This window comes from Bathymodiolus heckerae thiotrophic gill symbiont (assembly GCF_900180345.1).
Taxonomy (GTDB): Bacteria; Pseudomonadota; Gammaproteobacteria; order PS1; family Pseudothioglobaceae; genus Thiodubiliella.
Genome location: NZ_FXLV01000023.1, coordinates 1 through 21273, shown reverse-complemented (window position 1 = coordinate 21273; position 21273 = coordinate 1). Strand labels below are relative to the sequence as shown.

The 21273-nt window shown below is 33.5% G+C and carries 20 protein-coding genes and 1 pseudogene; 7 read left to right on the top strand and 14 right to left on the bottom strand.

All coding sequences use genetic code 11. From position 1 onward, the window contains the following. Positions 1-103: pseudogene (locus tag CRYPD_RS08445) on the bottom strand (IS30 family transposase); the annotation flags it as partial. 320 nt (positions 104-423) lie between these two features. Here CRYPD_RS08445 and rfaD point away from each other — a divergent pair. From rfaD to gmhA, 3 genes are read left to right on the top strand one after another with little or no spacing between them, the layout of a single operon-like run. Next, a complete protein-coding gene (rfaD, locus tag CRYPD_RS04105) occupies positions 424-1428 on the top strand; it encodes an ADP-glyceromanno-heptose 6-epimerase (protein ID WP_138146336.1) in 1005 nt (334 codons plus the stop codon). Beyond that, on the top strand, positions 1425-2855 hold the full coding sequence (gene rfaE1 / locus CRYPD_RS04100) for a D-glycero-beta-D-manno-heptose-7-phosphate kinase (RefSeq protein WP_138146335.1): 1431 nt from the start codon (positions 1425-1427) through the stop codon (positions 2853-2855). Before rfaD ends, rfaE1 begins: the two co-directional genes overlap by 4 nt. Continuing rightward, positions 2855-3424 (top strand): D-sedoheptulose 7-phosphate isomerase, encoded by a 570-nt coding sequence (gene gmhA, locus CRYPD_RS04095; protein ID WP_138146334.1) that lies wholly within the window; start codon positions 2855-2857, stop codon positions 3422-3424. Before rfaE1 ends, gmhA begins: the two co-directional genes overlap by 1 nt. On the opposite strand, the gene waaF is transcribed toward gmhA, so the two are convergent. From waaF to CRYPD_RS04060, 7 genes are all read right to left on the bottom strand, one after another. Next, positions 3375-4358, bottom strand: a complete 984-nt coding sequence (waaF, locus tag CRYPD_RS04090) for a lipopolysaccharide heptosyltransferase II (RefSeq protein ID WP_138146333.1) — start codon at positions 4356-4358, stop codon at positions 3375-3377. The two genes, gmhA and waaF, sit on opposite strands and share 50 nt — an antisense overlap. A 1-nt stretch (position 4359) precedes the next feature. After that, positions 4360-6258 carry an LTA synthase family protein gene (locus tag CRYPD_RS04085; RefSeq protein WP_138146332.1) on the bottom strand — a complete coding sequence of 633 codons (1899 nt, stop codon included), beginning with the start codon at positions 6256-6258 and terminating at the stop codon, positions 4360-4362. Continuing rightward, entirely contained in the window at positions 6258-7304 is a 1047-nt protein-coding gene (locus CRYPD_RS04080; protein WP_138146331.1) for a hypothetical protein, read from the bottom strand. The genes CRYPD_RS04085 and CRYPD_RS04080 overlap by 1 nt, the downstream gene beginning before the upstream one ends. Beyond that, complete coding sequence (locus CRYPD_RS04075; RefSeq protein WP_138146330.1) at positions 7288-9123, bottom strand: LTA synthase family protein; 1836 nt, start codon at positions 9121-9123, stop codon at positions 7288-7290. Before CRYPD_RS04075 ends, CRYPD_RS04080 begins: the two co-directional genes overlap by 17 nt. A gap of 334 nt (positions 9124-9457) precedes the next feature. Beyond that, positions 9458-10714, bottom strand: a complete 1257-nt coding sequence (locus CRYPD_RS04070; RefSeq protein ID WP_138146329.1) for a polysaccharide deacetylase family protein — start codon at positions 10712-10714, stop codon at positions 9458-9460. Then, positions 10704-11177, bottom strand: coding sequence for a glycosyltransferase (locus tag CRYPD_RS04065; protein WP_138146328.1), 474 nt, complete (start codon positions 11175-11177; stop codon positions 10704-10706). The genes CRYPD_RS04070 and CRYPD_RS04065 overlap by 11 nt, the downstream gene beginning before the upstream one ends. A gap of 15 nt (positions 11178-11192) precedes the next feature. Then, on the bottom strand, positions 11193-12104 hold the full coding sequence (locus CRYPD_RS04060; RefSeq protein WP_138146327.1) for a class I SAM-dependent methyltransferase: 912 nt from the start codon (positions 12102-12104) through the stop codon (positions 11193-11195). A gap of 187 nt (positions 12105-12291) precedes the next feature. Between CRYPD_RS04060 and CRYPD_RS04055 the strand changes: the two genes are divergently transcribed. After that, entirely contained in the window at positions 12292-13542 is a 1251-nt protein-coding gene (locus CRYPD_RS04055; protein ID WP_138146326.1) for an O-antigen ligase family protein, read from the top strand. Positions 13543-13666: 124 nt separating this feature from the next. On the opposite strand, the gene CRYPD_RS04050 is transcribed toward CRYPD_RS04055, so the two are convergent. Genes CRYPD_RS04050 through CRYPD_RS04035 form a run of 4 tightly spaced genes read right to left on the bottom strand, consistent with a single transcriptional unit; the run spans position 13667 to position 17134 of the window. Beyond that, positions 13667-14734: a glycosyltransferase family 9 protein gene (locus tag CRYPD_RS04050; RefSeq protein WP_138146325.1), complete on the bottom strand. Its 1068-nt coding sequence runs from the start codon at positions 14732-14734 to the stop codon at positions 13667-13669. Beyond that, positions 14728-15666 (bottom strand): glycosyltransferase family 9 protein, encoded by a 939-nt coding sequence (locus tag CRYPD_RS04045; protein ID WP_138146324.1) that lies wholly within the window; start codon positions 15664-15666, stop codon positions 14728-14730. The genes CRYPD_RS04050 and CRYPD_RS04045 overlap by 7 nt, the downstream gene beginning before the upstream one ends. Beyond that, entirely contained in the window at positions 15663-16409 is a 747-nt protein-coding gene (locus CRYPD_RS04040; protein ID WP_138146323.1) for a glycosyltransferase family 2 protein, read from the bottom strand. The genes CRYPD_RS04045 and CRYPD_RS04040 overlap by 4 nt, the downstream gene beginning before the upstream one ends. Then, positions 16406-17134, bottom strand: coding sequence for a lipopolysaccharide kinase InaA family protein (locus CRYPD_RS04035; RefSeq protein WP_171004312.1), 729 nt, complete (start codon positions 17132-17134; stop codon positions 16406-16408). The genes CRYPD_RS04040 and CRYPD_RS04035 overlap by 4 nt, the downstream gene beginning before the upstream one ends. Before the next feature lie 67 nt (positions 17135-17201). On the opposite strand from CRYPD_RS04035, the gene CRYPD_RS04030 reads away from it, so the two are divergent. Beyond that, positions 17202-17981, top strand: a complete 780-nt coding sequence (locus tag CRYPD_RS04030; protein WP_138146337.1) for a glycosyltransferase family 32 protein — start codon at positions 17202-17204, stop codon at positions 17979-17981. Further along, positions 17978-18496: a D-glycero-beta-D-manno-heptose 1,7-bisphosphate 7-phosphatase gene (gmhB, locus tag CRYPD_RS04025; protein WP_138146321.1), complete on the top strand. Its 519-nt coding sequence runs from the start codon at positions 17978-17980 to the stop codon at positions 18494-18496. The genes CRYPD_RS04030 and gmhB overlap by 4 nt, the downstream gene beginning before the upstream one ends. Here the strand turns inward: gmhB and waaC are convergent. Further along, on the bottom strand, positions 18453-19502 hold the full coding sequence (waaC, locus tag CRYPD_RS04020; protein WP_138146320.1) for a lipopolysaccharide heptosyltransferase I: 1050 nt from the start codon (positions 19500-19502) through the stop codon (positions 18453-18455). The two genes, gmhB and waaC, sit on opposite strands and share 44 nt — an antisense overlap. Before the next feature lie 100 nt (positions 19503-19602). Here waaC and CRYPD_RS04015 point away from each other — a divergent pair, with 100 nt between their 5' ends. Beyond that, a complete protein-coding gene (locus CRYPD_RS04015; protein WP_280178666.1) occupies positions 19603-20838 on the top strand; it encodes a lipopolysaccharide biosynthesis protein in 1236 nt (411 codons plus the stop codon). Positions 20839-21073: 235 nt separating this feature from the next. On the opposite strand, the gene CRYPD_RS07945 is transcribed toward CRYPD_RS04015, so the two are convergent. Continuing rightward, positions 21074-21273: hypothetical protein (locus CRYPD_RS07945; RefSeq protein WP_171004310.1), on the bottom strand; the 200-nt coding region annotated here is incomplete at its 5' end.

The window sequence follows — 21273 nt, the reverse complement described above, 5'->3', positions numbered from 1 at the left end:
GACTTCTGTTTAACAGATTGGCAATGCCAATCTGATTCATATGTAGTTGTAAACACGCTTTTATCTGGTATCGTTCATCGTTAGTCAGTTGTTGATAATTCATTGCAATTTCCCGTAGTAAGAAAATAGCAAAGTTTATTACAACTGGCTATTTAATTACAATTAAAATTGCATTTGTTATGCGAATTCAAGTTATTTACCACCACATAGGTGGCTTAGAAAGCTCTAAATCTTATCAAGTTAGTTAACACGACATTTACCACCACATAGGTGGCTTAGAAAGTAACCTGTGTTGGGCACAGTCAAATATTTTGATTTACCACCACATAGGTGGCTTAGAAACACGACGGCTATTTTTAATTTTGTGCAAAGGCCTTGTTAGTAGGTTAAAATTTAAACATTGTAATAACTTTAAAAATCTTTATGACTTATAACGATATTGACTTTAACTATAAAACCATCTTAATCACTGGTGGTGCTGGATTTATTGGTAGTAATTTGGCTTTTTATTTCCAAGAGAATTACCCCAATGCACAGGTAGTGGTGTTTGATTGTTTTAGAAGTGGAGCCACTTTTGCCAATGGTAATTTACAAAGTTTTGGACATTATAAGAATTTAATTGGCTTTACTGGTGATGTAATGTGTGGCAATATCAATAATAAGGCTGATTTGGCGTTGCTTGATGATTATGAATTTGATTTTATTTTTCATCAGGCTGCTATTTCTGATACACGGGTGTATGACCAAGAAATAGTGATGAAAACCAATGTAAATTCGTTTTATGATTTGTTAAACAAAGCTAAAAAAGACAATGCGGTAATGGTGTATGCAAGTTCAGCAGCAACTTACGGTAGTTTGCCTTCGCCACAAATAGTGGGTCAGGAAAGCCCTGAAAATCCTTATGGGTTTAGCAAATATATGATGGATCAGATTGCTTATCGGTTTGCAGATGATTTTCCTGAAATGACCATTGTTGGTTTAAAATTTTTCAATGTGTATGGCTCTCGTGAATACTATAAAGCCAAAACTTCATCTATGGTAATCCAGTTGGGGCATCAGATTCTAGCAGGAAAGGCACCAAAATTATTTGAAAATTCAGAACAAATATTGCGTGATTTTATCAATATTGAGGATGTTATTCAAGCCAATATTAAAGCCTGCAATCCTAAGCAGAATGGCACTTACAATGTTGGCACTGGTGTTCCTAGGAGTTTCCAAGATATTGCTGATATTTTGCAGCAAGAACTGGGGGCTGATTTAGGCACTGATTATATTCCTAATCCTTATGCGGGCTATCAAATGCACACACAAGCAGATATTTCTACCTCAAAAACTGGACTTGGATTTGAGCCAAAAATTAGTTTAGAAGAGGGCATTAGTACTTATATTCCTGAAATTATTCGCTTATACGGCACCGATATATCATGATTGATTTACAAGGAAAGGCGCCTAAGATTTTGGTAATTGGCGATTTAATGATTGACCATTATTTATGGGGAACTTGCGACAGAATATCGCCAGAAGCACCCGTGCAAGTGATTAATGTGCAAAGAGAAAGTAGCGTTTTAGGTGGGGCTGGGAATGTCATTAACAACTTGTATGCACTCGGTGCACAAGTTAGTGTGATGAGTGTGGTCGGTGATTGTGAAATCTGTGACGAATTGAAAGCTTTGCTTGCTGATATTGAAGTTAATACAAACCACTTAATTACACAAAAAAATCGTATCACCAGTAAAAAAAGTAGAATTATTGCCTCGCAACAACAAGTGGTTAGATACGACCGAGAAAGCACAGATGAAATTAGTCATGAATCACAAAATCTGCTTTTAAAATCCTTTAAAAATCTAGTGGCAAGTTATGATGCCATCTTACTATCTGACTACGGAAAAGGTGTATTAACCTTCGAATTAACCCAATCATTAATCACCATTGCCAATAAAAATGGCAAAAAAGTTTTAATCGACCCCAAAGGTTTAGATTATTCAAAATACAAAGGAGCCTACCTGTTAACGCCCAACAAAAAAGAAGCCAGCGAGTCCCTAGCAACCCATATTAATAATGATGAAAGCCTTGCTTATGTTATAAAAAAACTGAAAATTGACTGTGATTTACAAGTGTCGCTTATTACACTGAGCGAGCAAGGAGTGGCAATTTATGATGATGAATTGCGCATTCATCCCACCAAGGCTAGAGAGGTGTTTGATGTAACGGGTGCAGGTGATACGGTATTGGCTTCACTGGGTTTTTCTTTGGCTTGTGGTTATGAAATTGACGATGCCGTTCAGTTTTCAAATCTTGCAGCGGGTGTTGTGGTGGGTAAAATCGGTAGTGCAACTGCCACGCTTAATGAAATTATTGAATATGAATCAAGTTTAAACAAATCAAGTAGCGATACACACATTAAAACACACGATGAAATTATCATTTTGAGTGCTGAATTAAAATCAAAAGGCAAAAAAATTATATTCACCAACGGCTGTTTTGATTTATTACACGCAGGTCATGTGCGTTATTTGGAAACCGCAAAAAGTTTTGGCGATGTATTGATATTAGGACTCAATTCAGATCAATCAGTTACTACTCTAAAGGGCGCAGGTCGCCCTATTAACACACAATCCGATAGAGCCTACATATTGGCCGCACTTGAAGCTGTTGATTATGTAGTGATATTCGATGAAGAGACACCTTATAATTTAATTAAAGCCATTCAGCCACATATATTGGTTAAAGGCGGGGATTATGAAGGGAAAAAAGTAGTCGGGCAAGACATTGCCGATGAATTAAAATTAGTACAATTTGTAGAGGGTAAAAGCACCACTAAAACCATCAAGAAAATCCAACAAAGGAAAGAATAATGCACACAATTATTGAATTTGAATTTAATGAACATTTAAAAGTAACTCAAGCAACCATTGCCTCTATTGCCTCTCCGCTCAAAAAGGCGGTAAATTTATGTATCAAGAGTTTAGAAAATGGTGGAAAAATCCTTATTTTTGGTAATGGAGGATCTGCTGCTGACGCTCAGCACATTGCCGCAGAATTGGTGGGGCGATACAAAGTTGAGCGCAAAGGTCTGCCAGCAATTGCGCTTACAACTGACACCTCCACACTTACTTCAATCGGCAATGATTATGGCTATGAATTTATTTTTTCTCGCCAAGTAGAGGCCTTGGCAAACAAGGGTGATATTGTTATTGGTATCAGCACCAGTGGTAACAGTGAAAATGTCATCAATGCCTTGGTATTGGCTGGAAAATTAGGCACTAAAACTATTGGTTTTAGTGGTCGAGAGGGCGGGAAAATGAATGACTTGTGTGAGGTAAATCTCGTAGTGCCAAGCAGTGATACGCCACGTATTCAAGAAATGCACATGCTTATCGGTCACACGCTCTGCCATCTGATTGAGCAAGAATTTTCACAGTAGCGCTTAACACCTCATTTGCTTTAATTTTTTTCATACAGTTATGATGTTTTAAAGGACAAATGCGCTTCATACATGGCTGGCAATCTAAGTTCTTTTTCACAATGATACTTTTTTTATTCATCCACTGTGAGGTTTCCTCATCTTTTGTTGGGCCAAAAACAGCCACTGTCGGTACCTGAAAAGCGGCAGCCACATGCATAGGTCCACTATCCCCTGTAATAAATAAATCCAGTTGTGCTATGTGTTCAATTAGCTTAAGAATACTGGTTTTTCCCGCAAGGTTTTGGTAATTAGTCGCACCCATTTTGATTAGTGATTTCTCAATATCTTGAGCCATGCCCGTTTCTTTTTCACTGCCAAAAATAACCATATCGTATTCGCCAGATAATTCACTGGCCACCTTGGCAAATTTGTTTGGATACCAGCGTTTGGCACTACCATACGATGCACCTGGATTGATGCCCAGCACTTTTTTATTGGATTTTGATGGTTCTATTTTTTTTAAATTAGTGTGGATAATTAGCTTTGCAGCTGTGATGTTTGCGTTCAAAGTGGCATTGATAAAATCATTGTATCGATTGACCTGATGTCTGGGTTTTTTATCATATCGCCTATAATTTCCTTTAAGCGATGCATTGGTAAAAAATACAAATAATTTACTGGTTATGGTTCGTCTGAATGAAAGGGCGCAATCAAATTCACCCAGTTGTTTAGCTAATTTATATAAATAATAAATTCGGTATTTTTCACTTCTACTTTTGTCAATAACAACACGATTAACCTTCGGATGGTATTTAAAAACTTCAGTTGCGACCTTAGAGCCAAAGATAGTTATTTGAGCATTAGGTTGCAATTTAATGATATTTTCAATAGCAGGCGTTGCCATGACGCAATCGCCCAACCAAGTTGGGATTTCTATTAATATTTTATCCATACTATTGATGTAATTTATTGCTATACAGGTGGTTTAATGTTATAACAAAGGCGAGCGCATCTTGCTCGAGTTGTTTGTCGTGTGTTGTTGCATTTAATTTTTCATTTTGATAGAAGAATGTTAGAGGTTCTTTATTGGGTCTGATAATAGCGACCTTATTGTCTTGCCTCAAAGCGTAAGAATCATTAAATTGCATCAGTGCAATATTTTGTTTTTTGTCAGAAAAAATCGAATGCCCATGGATAGGGTAGTGTAAACCCTTTATGCCCATTAAATCCAGTACTGTTGCCAAAATATCTGGTTGGGTACTAATTTTATCGTATGTTGTTATTGGCACATTTTGCCCAAGAATCAGGGCAGGAATATGGAAATGATTGACGGGTACTAAATCATCGCCATAAACTCTAACATCATGATTGGCCACAATGACAAAAATGGTGTCTTTATAATAATCTTCGTTCTGTGCTAATTTGATAAATTGACCAAGGGCATAATCGGCATATTTAATTGCATTTTTAACGCTTTTAACAGCAACACCTTTAACCAAATCAATTTTATCTTCGGGAAAATCAAACGGCGTATGGTTGGAAGTTGAGAACATAACGGCTGCAAATTTTTGATGATTGCGGTAATATTTTTTAAATTCTTGATTGGCTCTAATAACTAAATCTTCATCACTCACACCCCACGACCCTACATAGTTAGGATTAATGAAATCATTTTGTTCGATAATTCGGTCAAACCCGTTGCCTGAAAACCAGCTTTTCATATTATCAAATCTGGACTCGCCGCCGTATAAAAACATAGTTTCATACTGATAAGATTTGAGTAAAGAAGCTACTGTGAAAAAATCTTGCTGCGACTTATTTCTTTTAAGCACGCCTTTTCCAGGAACGGAAAAATTCCCCGCAACTAAGCCAGCCAGCCCTCTGATACTTCTAGTACCATTTGAATACGCATCGGTAAACAAAAGACCTTGATTCGCCAGTTGATTAAAATACGGCGTAATGCCGCTTTCTCCACCAACGGCTGCAACAAATTGAGCGCCAATACTTTCTTGGATAAAAATGACTAAGTTTTTATCTTTAGCGTGTTTGAAATGTGTATTAACAACTCTGTTAAAAATATATTCTGGATGCGTATTCTGAATATTTAGCCTGCGTTTAACGCGCTGGATGGCATGATCAATTTTCATCGAACCATAGCGTTTAGCATCACCATCGTGTTTGTTGCTAGAATAAACTGCATACAAAATACTGTATAACGAATTTTTAGTCACTTCATTAAGTATCCTATTTGATGAATACAAGGCATCGGAAATATTGGCAGGCCTGTGTCCAAATGAAGACCTAATGCCAATTGAAAATATTAATAATAGCGGTAAAAGCAATGCAATTCTTTTGATATATGAAACATCAAAGCAGTACAAAAACTGTTGCTGTGCCTGCTTTAAATACGCACGAGCCACGGCATATATAACGATGAGTGTTACGACAAAAATCGTTTTATAATCTGCCATTAACATCGAACTTACTTCACGAATATGCTCTAAATATTCAACAAATAAATAATTTGGACGAATGTCATATTGTATAAAAAACGGAAAAGTGGCACTCTCTATAAAAATAACCAATATTAAAATTAGCAGAAAATAATAAACCATCAATTTATCAATAAATTTTGCCAATATTTTTGGTGCAAGCGTTAATAAAAAAAGTAATGGCAAAAGTAACATTAACGCCAATATGGTATCCATCTTTATGCCATATACAAAAGTCAGCCAATAATCAGGCGTTTGCGAAAACCTGCCAAATTGCCAAACAAAAAGTGATACTCTCCCAATCGAAAAGATGATAATAAGATAAAAATAGTGTTTTAAAAGTTGTTTTATAATTGCCATTAGATTGTTTTAATTAATTGTTTAAATTCATAAAATGCGGGTGTTTTTCTAATCTTTCCATCACGATTATCTACTAAACCGTAGCCTGGAGCAATGAGTTGATGCCAATACAGTCGGCTAATTTTCTGAGTTTTTTTGACGATGTTAATATAATTTTGCATATATTGTTCATATTCCAATTCACTAACGCACTCTTTTTCACTGGTAGGGGCAAATGGTGCGGTATTTTTAAGCGGCCAATTAACTTCTGTAATGTAAATTTCATTCTTGCTTTTAGCCGACAAATGCAACATTGCCGCCAATAAATTAATTTTGTTTTTAAGGTCAAAACCATACTGCCGATTATCCGGAGCGCCTCTTCTATCCACATAAAGCAGACTTGATAACTTATCAAATTTAACTTGTTTGAAGTTAAATAAAGCCGAAGCAGTATAATAATACTCAAAATCAATCACACTTGAGCCAAGTAATTTTAATTGTGGAAAACATGCATCTCTAACGCTTTGTGCAATCTGATAAAACCTCAGATATTCACTCACTGAGAAGAACCCCCATTTAGTGCGATTAGTGGCATTACCGATTTGATACTCTGTGGCAATACCTTGAAATTTGTCAAAAATTATTTGAATACTTTTCTTAAAAAGCGACAAATTTTTAATGTGTTCTCGGTCTTGTAACACATTAATTAAAATGACTTTATCCTCGCCAAAATTCTTGGCAAACTGCACAAATTCATCAACCCTGTCAATTTCCCAAAGCGGCATACGAATTAACAAATGTTTAACTCCTAACTCTTCCACCAATGCGTATTGTTCCTCGCCTTTGTCTAAATTTACACCAATACCAATTTGCATTTTTGTTTTTGGAAAACGCCCCAAAAATTGCCAAAAAAATGCCATTGGAAAAACCAAGCCAAATAACAAAAACATCCTTAAATATTCAAATAAATACTGTTTTTTTTGTTGTTTTTTAAAGGCTTTATTGGTAATAACGCAAGGCTGGTCAGAATGATAATCCCATTTAAAAATATTATTTACTTTTGACATTGAATAATAAATTTTGATAGTAATGAGTGAAAGACAGTGCGTGATTTCTTAAATCATCGTGCTTATTTTCACATTTAACGGCTTGCTTTTGTAATGTATTCAGTTTAAAGCATGAAAAATCACCTGTTTGAATGTTTATTTCAACAACATCTTCCGCCTCAATCCAGCCCAAAACATTATTATGAAAATAATCTGCAAAATAATATGCATCTCTAAAAATTGATTTGCCACTAAATTGAGTTTTTGTGTAATCACCAATAATTAAATCATATAAACTCGGCGCTACATCCCTTTGCGACATAATAATATCTTTATATTGTGCGGATAAAATATTGGGCGCATAAATTGCAAATGGGATTAAATAGTTCTCTAAATTATCTGAAATCCTACCGCCTGCATGGTCAGCAAACAAAACAAATACAGTGTTGGGGTATTTTTCTTTAATTTCCTTCATAAAATATTCTAAAGAAAAATCAGCAAAACGATAAGTGTTTAGCATTGTATTTAAATCTTTATTGTCAGAAAAATACTTCTGCTGAAACCCCTTAGGCACAACAAGGTCATGTGTTGTTGCGCCATTAATGCCAATCACAAACGGCGACGACATCGATTGCATTTTCTTTAAAGCAAATTGATACAAATCATAATCTTGTACGCCCCAATTATTTCTAGGATATTTAGTGTCTGCAATATCTCGCTTGCCAAACGAATCTACAAACCCAAGAGACTGGGCAAAACTTCCAACACCGCTGGTCTCCTTGCTTGTGCCTTGAAAAAAGGCACTAGAATAGCCAATTTGGCTTAAATTTTTCACAATAGAAGGATACTCTCTATCCTGTAGAGGTGTTTTTGCAATCGCTCCACCTAGTGGGTTTTGCATAGAACTTAAAGCGGCAAATATTCCTTCTGAAGTACGATGCCCACCTGCGACCATTGCCTTAGGTCGAATTGAGTGTTTAAGAATACTATCAAAATAAGGTGTGGTTGAGTGCTGGTAGCCGTAAGGCTGCATATATTTGGCGCTCCAACTTTCTAAAAACAACATAACAACATTGGGCTTACTCGCCAAAATTGGCGTGTTAATTCCCACATTTTTATCGGCATACAATGTTTTTAAAGATTGATCGCTAATACTTTGATTAATACTAGGAATGTGTGTTTGATGGATTGCTTTACCTTTATTAGTCAATGCAAAAATCACACTGTATGTGGCATTTAGTGCCAATATCGCTTGCTGATTGTTTGCAAGTTGTCCCGTTTGCCAGGGGTTAAGGGGGATACCCTGAACTGACATGCCTCTGATAAAAAATATCGATAAAACCAAAAGTATAATTTTCTTTGGAAAATAATATCTATTAAGCTCAGTAATAACAACCATTTTCCATTTAAGAAAGCCAACAATACAGGTAGTAATACTCAAAATTAATGCCATCAATGCCAGCCAAAAATGTTGAGAATAAGCGGTTAATAAAAGACTTTCTGCATCAATAAAGGCGTCAAATATTTCATAGCCCGTATGTCTGCTGGCTTCTGAAAAATAAAATATATCACCAATTTGAATATTGATGATTAAAACTAGAAAAAGTGTTGATACTAACGCATAAATCTTCTTATTAAAATCAAATAACGAGGCAATAAACGCCAATAACGCGGCAACTGAAAAATCAAATCTATATCCCCAAAAAATGGCATAAGTAGCTGATTGCCATGATAAGTCTGAAAAATCATCTTGTAAGTAAAGGTAAAACACAACCTTCGTGACAATAATAAATACCACATAAAGCATCAGTATTTTATAATATTGCTTAAATAATAACATACACTTATTTAAATGTTAAAAAAAAATATTTTAGTCTAACAAGACCTAACAATTTAAGAAATTTTTATCCACTGAATAAATGTAATGACCTAACAATCTTAGATCATTGCAGCTGGTCGTTAAAAAAATCAAGTTATTAACAACTCAAAAAGACTTATCTACCCCATGTGTAGTTTTGAATCTTTTGGATTAAATATGATTGAAGGCTGGTATTTTGGCTGCTCTGTGTTTGATACAGATTATGACTCATTCAAAGATCTTATTGTCCTAGAAGTAGGGGTAACAGCAAACAATGCTCAAGATTTAAGTGGTTTAAAGGTGGTTTATTTATGGATTAAAAATCCTTGCTTTTTAATTTACATAGGCGTAAATAAAAACCGCTTGTTTTCTTCCAAAAATTAATTTTTCCTGAACTGGGGAATATTTGAATACGACGAATAGCGTAATAATTATCGCTGATATGTAATGGACCATTAACAGTTCCGATGGCAAAATTATAGCCTGCTTCATATGCCATATTTTCTTCTCTTTTTCCATAGGCACCATAAGGATAAGCAATAGAAATCACATTGTCACCAATCAGTTGCTCTAAATTCAACTTTGACAGTTTAAATTCTTGACGAGCCTCCTTTTTATTTAATTTATCTAAGTGCTGGTGTTTTAACCCGTGTGAGGCAATTTCTACCAAACCAGAATCGTGACAAGCCTTAATCTGAATATCGCTCATCAAATTAGCATGTATTTCGCCTAGCTTTTCATCCCATATATTAGATTTGATGCTTCTGTCACCTAGGCAATAAATAACCGCTTTTGCTTGATGCTTTTTTAATAAAGGAAGTAGATTAAAGTAATTATCTTCATAACCATCATCAAAAGTAAGAATAATAGGCTTTTTAATCTTGACACCAATGGCAAGATCTTTAAAGGTAACAAAATCAAACCCTCTTTTTTTTAAATTACCCAATTGCCAATCTAGTTTTTTCTTGGTAATATAAACATTAAATTTTGAATTGGTTGGAGCCACATCAACCACACGATGATATATCAATACTGCTACTTCTTTATGACCTGTAAAAACTACATCTGCCAAGGCATGTGAGTATACTTGGTTTATCTTAGGCAGGATAGACTCAGGTGAATATTGTTTAACAATAGCTGATAAATCATCTTGCTTGTCATTGTGCTCAATAAATTTTTTTAAATCATGACTTATCTGATTAAAATCATGAAATTCATCTAACGCACAATCTCCAAAATTACTTACTTGAGCTTGTGTAATGTTGGATTTATTTAATATCCCCACATATTGTTTTTCGCCAATAGCTAATATTGGTGTATTTAACTGTAGTGCCTCAACTGCTACACGCCCCGCACCAATCACTAAATCTGAGCCTTTTATAACACTGGCGACATCATCAATAAATCCATAAAATACAATATTTTTAGTGCTTAATTTCTTAAAGCGTGGCGATACAGGTCCGCCTATAACTCTAAATTTAACTAATGGAAACTGAGGGGCAATTCTAAATAAGATTTGATAAGCAATATCCCCCTTTGGCCCTGTCAACCTACCAATAATACTAATGTTCATCGATAATATTCCGGATTAAATACACCTTTTCATCAATATATAATTCATTAAGAATGTGTTCCTGCAAGTGATCACATACAGCGATAATCCTACGCCCATAAATATTTTTATTCTTACTAGAAAAATGCACACTCTGCCTGCCATGAATAGTGGACACATAGGCAACGTCAATAAATAAACGCACGATATTTATTAGCCAACTGCCCGCCCTTGAGTGTGCATGAATGAGGTCAATTTTATGTATTTTACAAAATTTAATTAATGCCTTTATGTTATATATACGATTTATATATTTTCGATTGTGAATTGGCATTGGAAAATATTTGGTAGAAGTTTTGACAGATAAGGTGTCTGAAATAATAAAACATTTATGCCTTTGTTGGGTTTGAAATTTGCACAAATCAGCCGCATACACCTCCGAACCTGTTAGATGCGTTTGTGACAAGATGTGTAAGATGTTCATGTGGCCACGGGGCTTTTAATTTTTCTGCACGGATTTTAATTGATTAATAACAACATCAAGATTGTCTGTTTTTTTAACCACCCAAAATATATCTTTATAAATTAAAGTTATTGGTGAGAGGTTTAATTTAACCCTATCCCATAGTATTTTAAATCTAGTATCTTTGTCAATATGCTGATTTTTATTTCTATACGAAAAATATGTCAATAAACTAGATAATACAAATATTGGATATAAAACTAATGTTAGTATTAGCGATGTAGAGCCAATACTTGTTTTAATGCGTTGCTCGGTTTTAAATCCAGAAATCGTTAATAAAGTTTGTAAGTGTTGAACGCTTAACAAAAATAAGTGTCCAAAATATAGGTCTGCCTGTTTATTATTGGCAAACCAAACTCCGTCAATTTCTGTTGGAGGCATTCTTTTGTAGAAATCTGTTTCAAACAAAAAATATGACAATCTTGCCCTAGTGTGTGAATTGCTTGGTGTGGTGATTAAAGCACACCCATTTTTTTTTAAAACTCTATTGAACTCTTGCAATACATTTAACTGGTTTGGAATATGTTCAATCCCTTCTTGGCAGATAATATAATCAATTGACTCGTTTTCTATTGGTAATTTTTTTGATAAATCAGCGTATTTTGCCTCTATACCTAGTACTTCCATAAATTCTGGAAACAAATCAAGTACAATAACTTTGGCGCCTTTTCTTTTAAATTCACAACTAGCTCTGCCATTGCCGCAAGGAATATCTAACACTATTTTTCCTGAAAGATTGGGCAATGATTGAATATACTTAACAACATGCCTATGTATGCCTTCAATTGGAAAATCGCATTTTTTATCCATCTGTTGTACAGTTATTAAAATAATTAGGATAATTTTACACGCTTGTTTACCAGTATCTACAGGTATAATTTTAGCCATGAAAATTATTTTAAAAATTAGGGGGGTAGACAGCACTTTTATCCAAAATCCATATCTGCTACATAAAAACCAATTATTTAAGACTAAAACTCAGACCCCTCTTATCCATGGAATGCGTAATGGCGATTGTATTGTGCTTTCTGAATTTTGGATGTCGGATTGTTTATAATTTTAAAGAGATAGAAACATGAAGCTAATTGATTCTACATTTGAACAAAAGTTAGAGTTACCAGTTTTACTCTTAGTGCTTTTGTTGCCGATATTAATGGCAATCGTTGCAAGTGCTGTATCAACAATCTATTTAGTGTTATTCGTATTAGGAATACTGTTCTATGTTAAAAATTCAAGCGTCAAACTAACTTTAGAAGAAAGGCGCGTTTTAATTGGCTTTGCAATAGTATTTTTGATTTATTTTCTTGGAATGATTAACTCTGATGATATTTATAATGGATTTAAAAAATTAGGTAAATTTAGTTATTTTCTACTCTCAGCACCCATTTTCTTTCTTTTTAAATATTATCAGCAATCAATATTAAAAGCATTCTATATTGGAACAGTATTGTCAGGCTTTACATTATTAATTTATTTACTACTCAATAAAGGCTCAACAGGTGCATATCACTCAATTATGTATGGTGATTTTTCTATGCTTATTGTTGGTATTAATATACTCTTATCGCTACTAATAAATACTAACAAGAGTTACAAAGTATTACTTGCATTGTCTGCATTGTGTGCGTTAAGTGCAAGTTTGATTGTTGGGGCAAAAGGTTCTTGGGTGGCATTACCATTGCTATTTTTAATTTTCTTATACTTATTAGTAACGCAAAAACAGTTACGATTTAAAGTAATCGCAATTTTTGTCGGTATGATTTTGGCAACTGTTGTTACTATTAATGTATTTCCTAATAAAACAATTGATAGATTTAATACTGTAATCGCTAATGCAACGCAATTTATTGAAAATGAAAATGATAATAAACAACAACAATCTGGCTCTGCTAGCGAACGGTTTATTTTCTGGACAGCATCGATAAACACAGTTAAAAAATATCCATTCTTTGGCTCTGGTAGCGGTGATTTTAGGCTAGAACTTAGGCGCTTTACCAAGGAATACCCGCAATATAATGTTATTGCTGATCACTACGGAACTGCACATAATATATTTTTTGAATGGTTGGCACTATTTGGCATTGTTGGATTCTTGGCCTTAATAATTAGTGTATTTTTATTGCCACTTAAATTTTTTCTTCAAATTATAAAAAATAATCCAGAAAAATTATGGACTGGTTTAATTGGTGTTTGGATTATTTTGTCCAGTATGATATTCGGTTTAACTGAAACTTGGATTGTGAGATCAGCGCCAAACGGCGTGTATATGTTTTTTGTATTATTGTTGATGGCACTCGGTATAAACAATAAAAATACCAGCACTTAGTATTTTAAATTTTTGCATACAATAATGAATTTTAAGATCATTGGCTTAGAGGTTTTTTTAGTGGCATCAGGCGGGCTTTTAAGGGAATAGGCTTCTGTTGTTAATTTAACGATTATTCAAAGGCTTAGCGTGTCTTATTTTCTAATTTTTTGATTTTCTCAATAATATTTATGACAGAAATATTGTTAATGTCATTTTTATCTAATAGTGAATAAGAAGGATTTATTTTAATAAGTCTAACCATTGGTTCAATATAGTAAAACAAAGCTATAACAGGTGTTTGCACTGCATTAGCGGCATGTAATAAACCACCATCAGCACAAATAAGGAGTCTTGATTTTTTGATAATTTGGGCAGTTTGATTAAATGAAATCCTGTCAACCATATTAATTATTTTATTTGGATAATTTGATTGAATTTTTTCCGCTTCAATTATTGCATTTTTTGCACCAACTAAAACAATGTTATTTGCTATATGTTGCGTGAATATTTTATCAATAACTGCGTCCCATTGATTAAAATTACGCTCAATATTTGCCGCACCAATAACAATCGTTATAAAATTATTGGGTAAATTAAAACTTGAAACTATCGCCTCGTCTTGCTGAGTAATAGGCAACAATGGTTTGGCAATTTTATAAATATTATTTTCGCTATACTTGGTTGGTAGCAATTGATTAATTCTAAAAAAACTAAAGTATAGGCGATTAAAATCATTTACATTGTAATAACCATATAAAGTGATGTGTGGTAATTGCAGCAAGTCTTTGCTAAGAACTTTTAAACTTCGATGTCTATAGCTATCAATAATTAATAAATCATATTGATTAGAATTGCATTGTTCTGGATTGGTAAAAATATGTTTAAAAATAGTGTCATTTTGATAAATATTAGCCACATTTTCTTTGGTTAATAAGTCTATTTCCTTATCTTGTAATAAAATTCGGCTAGACAAATCCATCAAACTGTCACCCAAATAGGAATCTACCCATTGAATCCATAAAATTCTTTTATGTTGTGCCGTGATTTTTTCTAGTTTTTTACTTTTTCTTAGCGATATTTCAGTGTATAAATATCGTCCAAAAAACCGTAAAAATCTTTTAAAAAAAGGAACGCGGAGGAAAAAATCTTCTACAAGGGCAGGTATTTCTTCCTTAAAGGGTGTTGTGTAAGTGCGATAAAATCCTAACATAAGACTTCTCTAATGACATACACTGCATCAACCAATTTAAAATGTGTATCAAAAATAAAGTTATGTTGTTTATTTAAATCATTTACCGTTGCCCAACGCTTAGGGCTGGCAAATAAGCTATCGCCAAAAAAACTAATGGTTTCAATATTGAGAGCACCCGCTAAATGCATCGGCCCCGTTGAGGTGCTAATTAACAATTCGCTATCATTGATAAGATGGCAAAAATCGAGTAGGGTAGGGGGCTGGTAAATTAAATCTTCTTTAGAGTTGAGTACTTGTAATTGGTTTTTTGTATTCAAATCATCAGGTCCAAATGTCCATACCACTTGTGTATTATTTTGCTCTCTAACGGTGTTAGCCAGTTCAATATAATTTTCTAATGTTAAGTTGCCATCGCTGCTACCACCATAACCGGGATGAAAAAGCACAATTTTTTTATTACCCAGTTGGTGTTTGTTTCTAAAATGGTTGTTTTTGGTAAGCGTTAATAACGGTGGCTTAAAGATCAAGTTAATATCTTTATCTAATATTTTTGCCAAATCTAAATTATACAAAACTTCAGTTTTTTCAACTTGACTGCGTCTTTGTTTGAGGGTTTTATTAAAAAGAACTTGAGCTAATTTTGTTGCTGGTGCAATGCGTGTTTTAATGCGACTTAGTAACAAAATCCAACCTAATTGAGTATCGATAAATGCACTGATACTTATCTCAATATTTGCTTTTTTTACTGCGTTTAATGTTTGTAAAAAATGATTTGTATCATACAAAATAACTTCATCAATAAAATCAACTTGTTCAGCCAATTCAAAATTAACTTTTGACACTAAGGCAAAAACTTTAGCTTGTGGATAGTGCCTTTTAATGGTAAAAAACAAGGGTAGCGTGGTAATAAAATCACCAATTTTGTCGTGGCGAGTAATGAGAATATTCATTTTTTTCGATTAAGCTCATAAAGTTTAATGTATTTATAAAAATTAGTTGCCATATGGGAAAAGGCGATAACTAGGCCTGCATACCCATCCAAAAAACCGCGCTTTAAAAAATAAGTTTTAAAGAACGAGAATCCACCATTGAGCACTGCCCTGATAGGTGATGAGGATTTTTTACCAATGTTGTCAAGTGCAAATTCACTAGAGTAGGTGTCTAATTTTTTAATAAAATCACTGATATTATTATATGGATAATGATTAACAAAACCAATTAAAGGCTTTATCTTTAATCCATCAGACAATACTTTTTCATGCACTTTATTGTTGTTAAATTGGGTTTTTTGACGACAATACAATCGCACAATTTTGTCATTATTCCAACAATGTTTAATGTGTTTTTGTCGGTAGAAGTTTTTCCTAAAAATTTGATAAACCGATGTCTTGTTTAAAGGTAAATTTTCTAAGTTAATTAAAAAATCAGCATCCACAACTTCATCGGCATCTAATGACAGCACCCAGTCGTTTTTGGCGTAAGTAGTGGCTTTATTCTTGGTCATCCCAAAGCCTAAAAAATCACCCTGAACAAGATTAACATTTTTATATGACTTGGAAATTGCCAATGTGTTGTCCGTTGAGCCGTTGTCATATACTACTACATCAGAAAACTGAGAAAGTGCATCAAGTGTTGATTTAATAGTTCTTTCGCCATTTTTAACAATAATAACAACCGATATATCATCTATCATAGTTTTAATACCCGCTTGATTTTGCGTTTTCGTATTTTTCGTGTTTTATTTTGTTGATTATATTTAATGCCTAATTGCACAAAATTCTCTTCATTAAATTTTCCTAGTCTGGCATATGCCTTAAGTATAACGCTTAAATCAGTGTCATTTGCCCATAATTTATTAAAATTCTTGGCTCTGTCTTGTGAACTTAAAGTCTTAAAATACATTCTATTAATGTCAATAATTTTAAATTCATAACATTGATTATTTTGTTTAATCAAAATATTACCGGGTGACAAATCTCGGTGAAAAATATTGTGCTGATGTAATTGATAAACAAATGCGGCAAATTGTTCGAAAATCGTTTGTTTATTCGGATGATTTTTAAACAAAGGTGCTTGCATATTAAAATCAGCTTCAAGTTTTTGACAAATTAAATAACTTTTGCCGAGCAATGGCTGAAAATATTCAATTCTGGCAATAACTTTGGGTGTGAATTTGGCAATTTTTAGACCATATTCATAGGCCCGCCGAGCTTTAGACTTTTTTAAATAAGTGTAAATAAAACTACGAAACCAGCCAAGTTGCTTGTATGATTTAACCACAAGCGTCTCATTGTTAAACTCAACTTCTTTGATTATGTTTCTATCATTGTGTAATATGGTGTTACTTTGTGCAAAATAATGCTCTATTTCATTAGCCAAAGGTTGGTAATTAGAGTGAATTAGTTGTTGTTTAACCACATTTATAAATGATTTGAAAAATCTTATTTTAATGTATAATTACTGTCATTTAATTATAAAAATATTAATGTCATTATTAGCCTTAATTTGCAATAGAATTTCAAAACTTATTGGCAATATGAGTAAAGTATTAATCGGTTATCCTTTCCATTTTTTTTGGCCTAAAAAACGCTTTACTATACCTAAATACAGTAAAGCATTTGTCCAAGGTAAAAAACAGATTGTCCCTAAAAAGATTTGGCAAACCAATTATACTAATAAAGTTAGTTTACCAGTCTATTTAAATTATTTATTTAATCGGTTAATGAGCCTTAGTTACGACTATCATTATGTTAGTACTGAGGATCGCCTTGTTTTTATTCAAGAAAATTCGGCCACTGATATAGTTAAAGCCTACCAGCGCTTAAATGATGGTGCCGCACAAGCTGACCTCTGGCGATTATTAGTATTGCAACATTTTGGCGGTATTTATCTGGATATTGATGCACATCTTGTTTTTCCGTTGTCAGGTATTATTAATAAAACAGATCGAGAGCTGTTTATTCTCAAAGGAAACAGCAATACACACACTAATTATTTTATTGCATCTCAGGCGAACCATTCAATCCTAGAGAAAGCCATTGAGATTATTTTAGCAAATATTAATAGTAATAAAGTTGTCGGTGTTTTTTCATTGACTGGACCCGTTCCTTTTAGTGATGCGATTAAACAAAGTAAATTTTCAGTTAATGATAAGTCATATCGTTATGTTTGCGTTCAGGGTGATTTTACTAATGAGTATTTTCAGTATATTGACAAACCTAGAGGAAAATGGACACACAAAAAACCCAGTGAAATTTTAAAATGAGAGTGGTCTTTCTTGACCGTGATGGTGTAATTAACCAAGAGGTTGGTTATTTGTATAAAATTGAAGATTTTGTGTTTATTGATGGTGTATTTTCTGCTTGTCAAATGTTTCAAAAATTAGGCTTTAAAATCATTGTTATTACTAATCAATCAGGTATTGCCAGAGGGTATTACAATAGAAGTGATTTTGACAAACTTAATGCTTGGATGGTGAATGAGTTTAAGCAAAATAAAGTTGATATTTTAGATGTATTTTATTGTCCACATTCGCCAGAAGATGAATGTCATTGTCGAAAACCTAAGGCGGGTATGTTTACGGATGCACAGAAAAAATATCCTATTGATGCACTTAATTCTTGGATGATTGGTGACAAAGAAAATGACATTACTGCGGCAAAGGTAGCAGGAATAAAAAATACAGTTTTAGTCAGAAGTGGTCATAAAATCGATGAAAAAGATTCAAATGCTCGATTTATTCTTGATTCGATTGAACAAGTTGTATCAGTAATTCTTTAGTTTTTAATACAATTTCAGAAACCTTAATATCCTGAATTGAAAAATCATTTTTATCAATCTTATTTGGATTGACCGATGAGTTTGAAGCAATCACATGGTTAATATTCGTTAGGTAAGTATTGCGATAACTGGGTGTGGATCCAAACAAAGTAATAGAGGGAATATTAAGCGCCCATGCCATGTGTACTGGGCCCGTATCGCCACCAATCACCATATCCATTTGTCCGATGATTGTCTTTAATTCATCCAATGATACCTTGTCAATAAGAGCTACTTTTGGGGCAATATTTTGTATTTTTTCAGCCATCAACCTTTCTTTTTCATTGCCCCATAAGAGGGTAATATTAGCATCTAACGCCTGAGCCAATTGCCCAAATTTTTCAACTGGATAAATCTTAGATGCAAATGAAGCACCCGGTACAAAAGCAATATTTGCCTTGCCGTTTTGTAAAAAGTAAGGCTTAATCTTACTGTTAAAATGCAAAAATGGCTGTTTATTTAAAATATTATCATGCGAAATAGGCACCGCTAAAGCACTAGAAATGAGAAATGCATTGCGCTTAATTACATTTTCAGAATATTTTATATAACAAGTGTCAGAATAAAAAAACGCCGCAAAACCCTCACGCAAAGCAGCTTTGTCAAAGCCAAAAGTTTTATCTGATGGAATAATTTTAGCAACAACAGCCGATTTTATCAGCCCTTGCATATCAATCACAATATCGTATTTTTTAAGTTTTTTAAGTTTTTTTAAGGTCTGGAGCAGTAATTTAAAAGACTTGTCTAGTTTTGCTCTTTTGATGCTTACCGTGTGAATTTTATTAATATCAGGATTGCTAATTAAAACATCTTTAAAACCCTCTTCCACCACCCAATCAATAGTCGAATTTGGTAAATGCCGCTTAATAAACTGCACTACTACCATAGCATGAACAATATCCCCCAAAGCAGAAAGTTTAACAATAGCAATTCTTGAATATTTTAGATTTGAAAGCGTATCATTCATAAAACAGTAAGTTTATCGGTATAATTTCAGGGCATTATACATATGTTAATAAATCCATTATGAGTAGTAAATTATTGACAACTAAAATCATAAAATATTCGTGTTAGCCAATATATTGCGTATTGCAAGCGGGCAATTTATTGCACAATTGATGTTATTAGTTTCACTGCCTTTTATCACACGATATTACAATCCAGAAGAATTTGGTGTTTTTGCTGTATTTAGTGCTATTACATGGATTTTGGTTGTGTTCTCTACAGGTAAGGCGGAGTCTTTAATTATCACTATGAAAAGTAAGGATAAAGCTGTGTCGCTAACCATAGGTATATTGACAATTGTGTTAATCGTCAGTTTTATATTTATCTTGGTTGTAGAGTTTTTTTTATCTAATTTTTTAAATTCCTTCTTTTTAAAGGAGTTGCATTACTTACCCATTTTGATTGGTGCCACCGTATTGTCTGTAGGTGCCACACAAACGCTAAGATATTATGCTACTTATTTAGGTAATTTTTCAGGGCATGGTATAGCAGCTACAGTAAATGCCATAAGTATGATTTCCGTTTCACTTGGATATGCTATTTTTATAGGCGGAGATTCACTACCAATCGGGCTTATTTTGGGGCAAATGATTGGGCAATTCTTATCGTTTTTAGTTTTCTTGTTTTATACTGATATTATGCAAATGATAACTTTAAAAAAACTTAAAGTATCGTTTGTTACTGTATTCAATCAGGTGCAGAAAATACCTATTTTATTAACAACCAGTTTAGCGTCTTCTTTGAGTTCGCGTATACCTACGCTGATTATGTCTGCTGTAGGTGGTATGTCTGCTGCCGGTATATTTGCAATGGCTGAGAGGGTTGTGGGGGTGCCAACAGGTGCCTTTGGGCAAGCGGTTGGACAAGTTGCACGCCATCAATATCGCGAAGTACATGAGATTGATAATGGCAATCTCTCTCTACCAAGAAAAATAATCAAATCCACTTTCTTGTTTGTTATTTTTGTCTATGGATTGCTAATAGTATTAGCCGATTGGTTTGTGCCGTTAGTTTTGGGCGAACAGTGGCGTGTTGCCATTGTGTTTGTGCAAATTATTGCCACAATGGAATTGTTTAATTTTATGTTTTACAGTGTGGAAGATATTGCTATTATTCGTGATAATTTTTCTTATCGTATGTGGGCTCAAATCACACAATTAATATTTTTATTAGCATTGTATGCTGTAGTAAATATAACAAATATCTTGTCAAATGTTGAGTTGGCGCTAGGTTTAATATGTCTGGTTAGAATTCTATTTGTTGTTTATGATTTAAATAGGACTTGGCGTAATGTTTAAGAAAACTGATAAAATGATTGAGTATATTTTTTAAGAGTAATTTTGACAAGAATTTAAATTTTGAGGAATGAATAAAAAAGTATGATAGATAACAAGGGTGCATCTGTTCTGTTACCAGTTAAAGCTTTTAGCAGGCGTATTGAGATAAAAATATAAAACATTTGGAAGAATATACATTATTAAAGCACAAAATTCTGCAGTTACAAAAGTTAAAATGATCCAGCCATAGAAGCTTTTAACATAGCAGAAGATTATGATTTGCTAGTGTCGTTAACAAAGATTCAAATGCCATATGGAGACCTTTGCATAAATAGGGATGATTAGCAAAATTCAATTTTTGCCAGATTGGTGATTTTATTAAACCTTGTCCTAGCAGGGCTAAGGCTGGGTTTAAAAAATCGCCAAGCGGGTGAAAAGTGGATTTTTGATGATTAT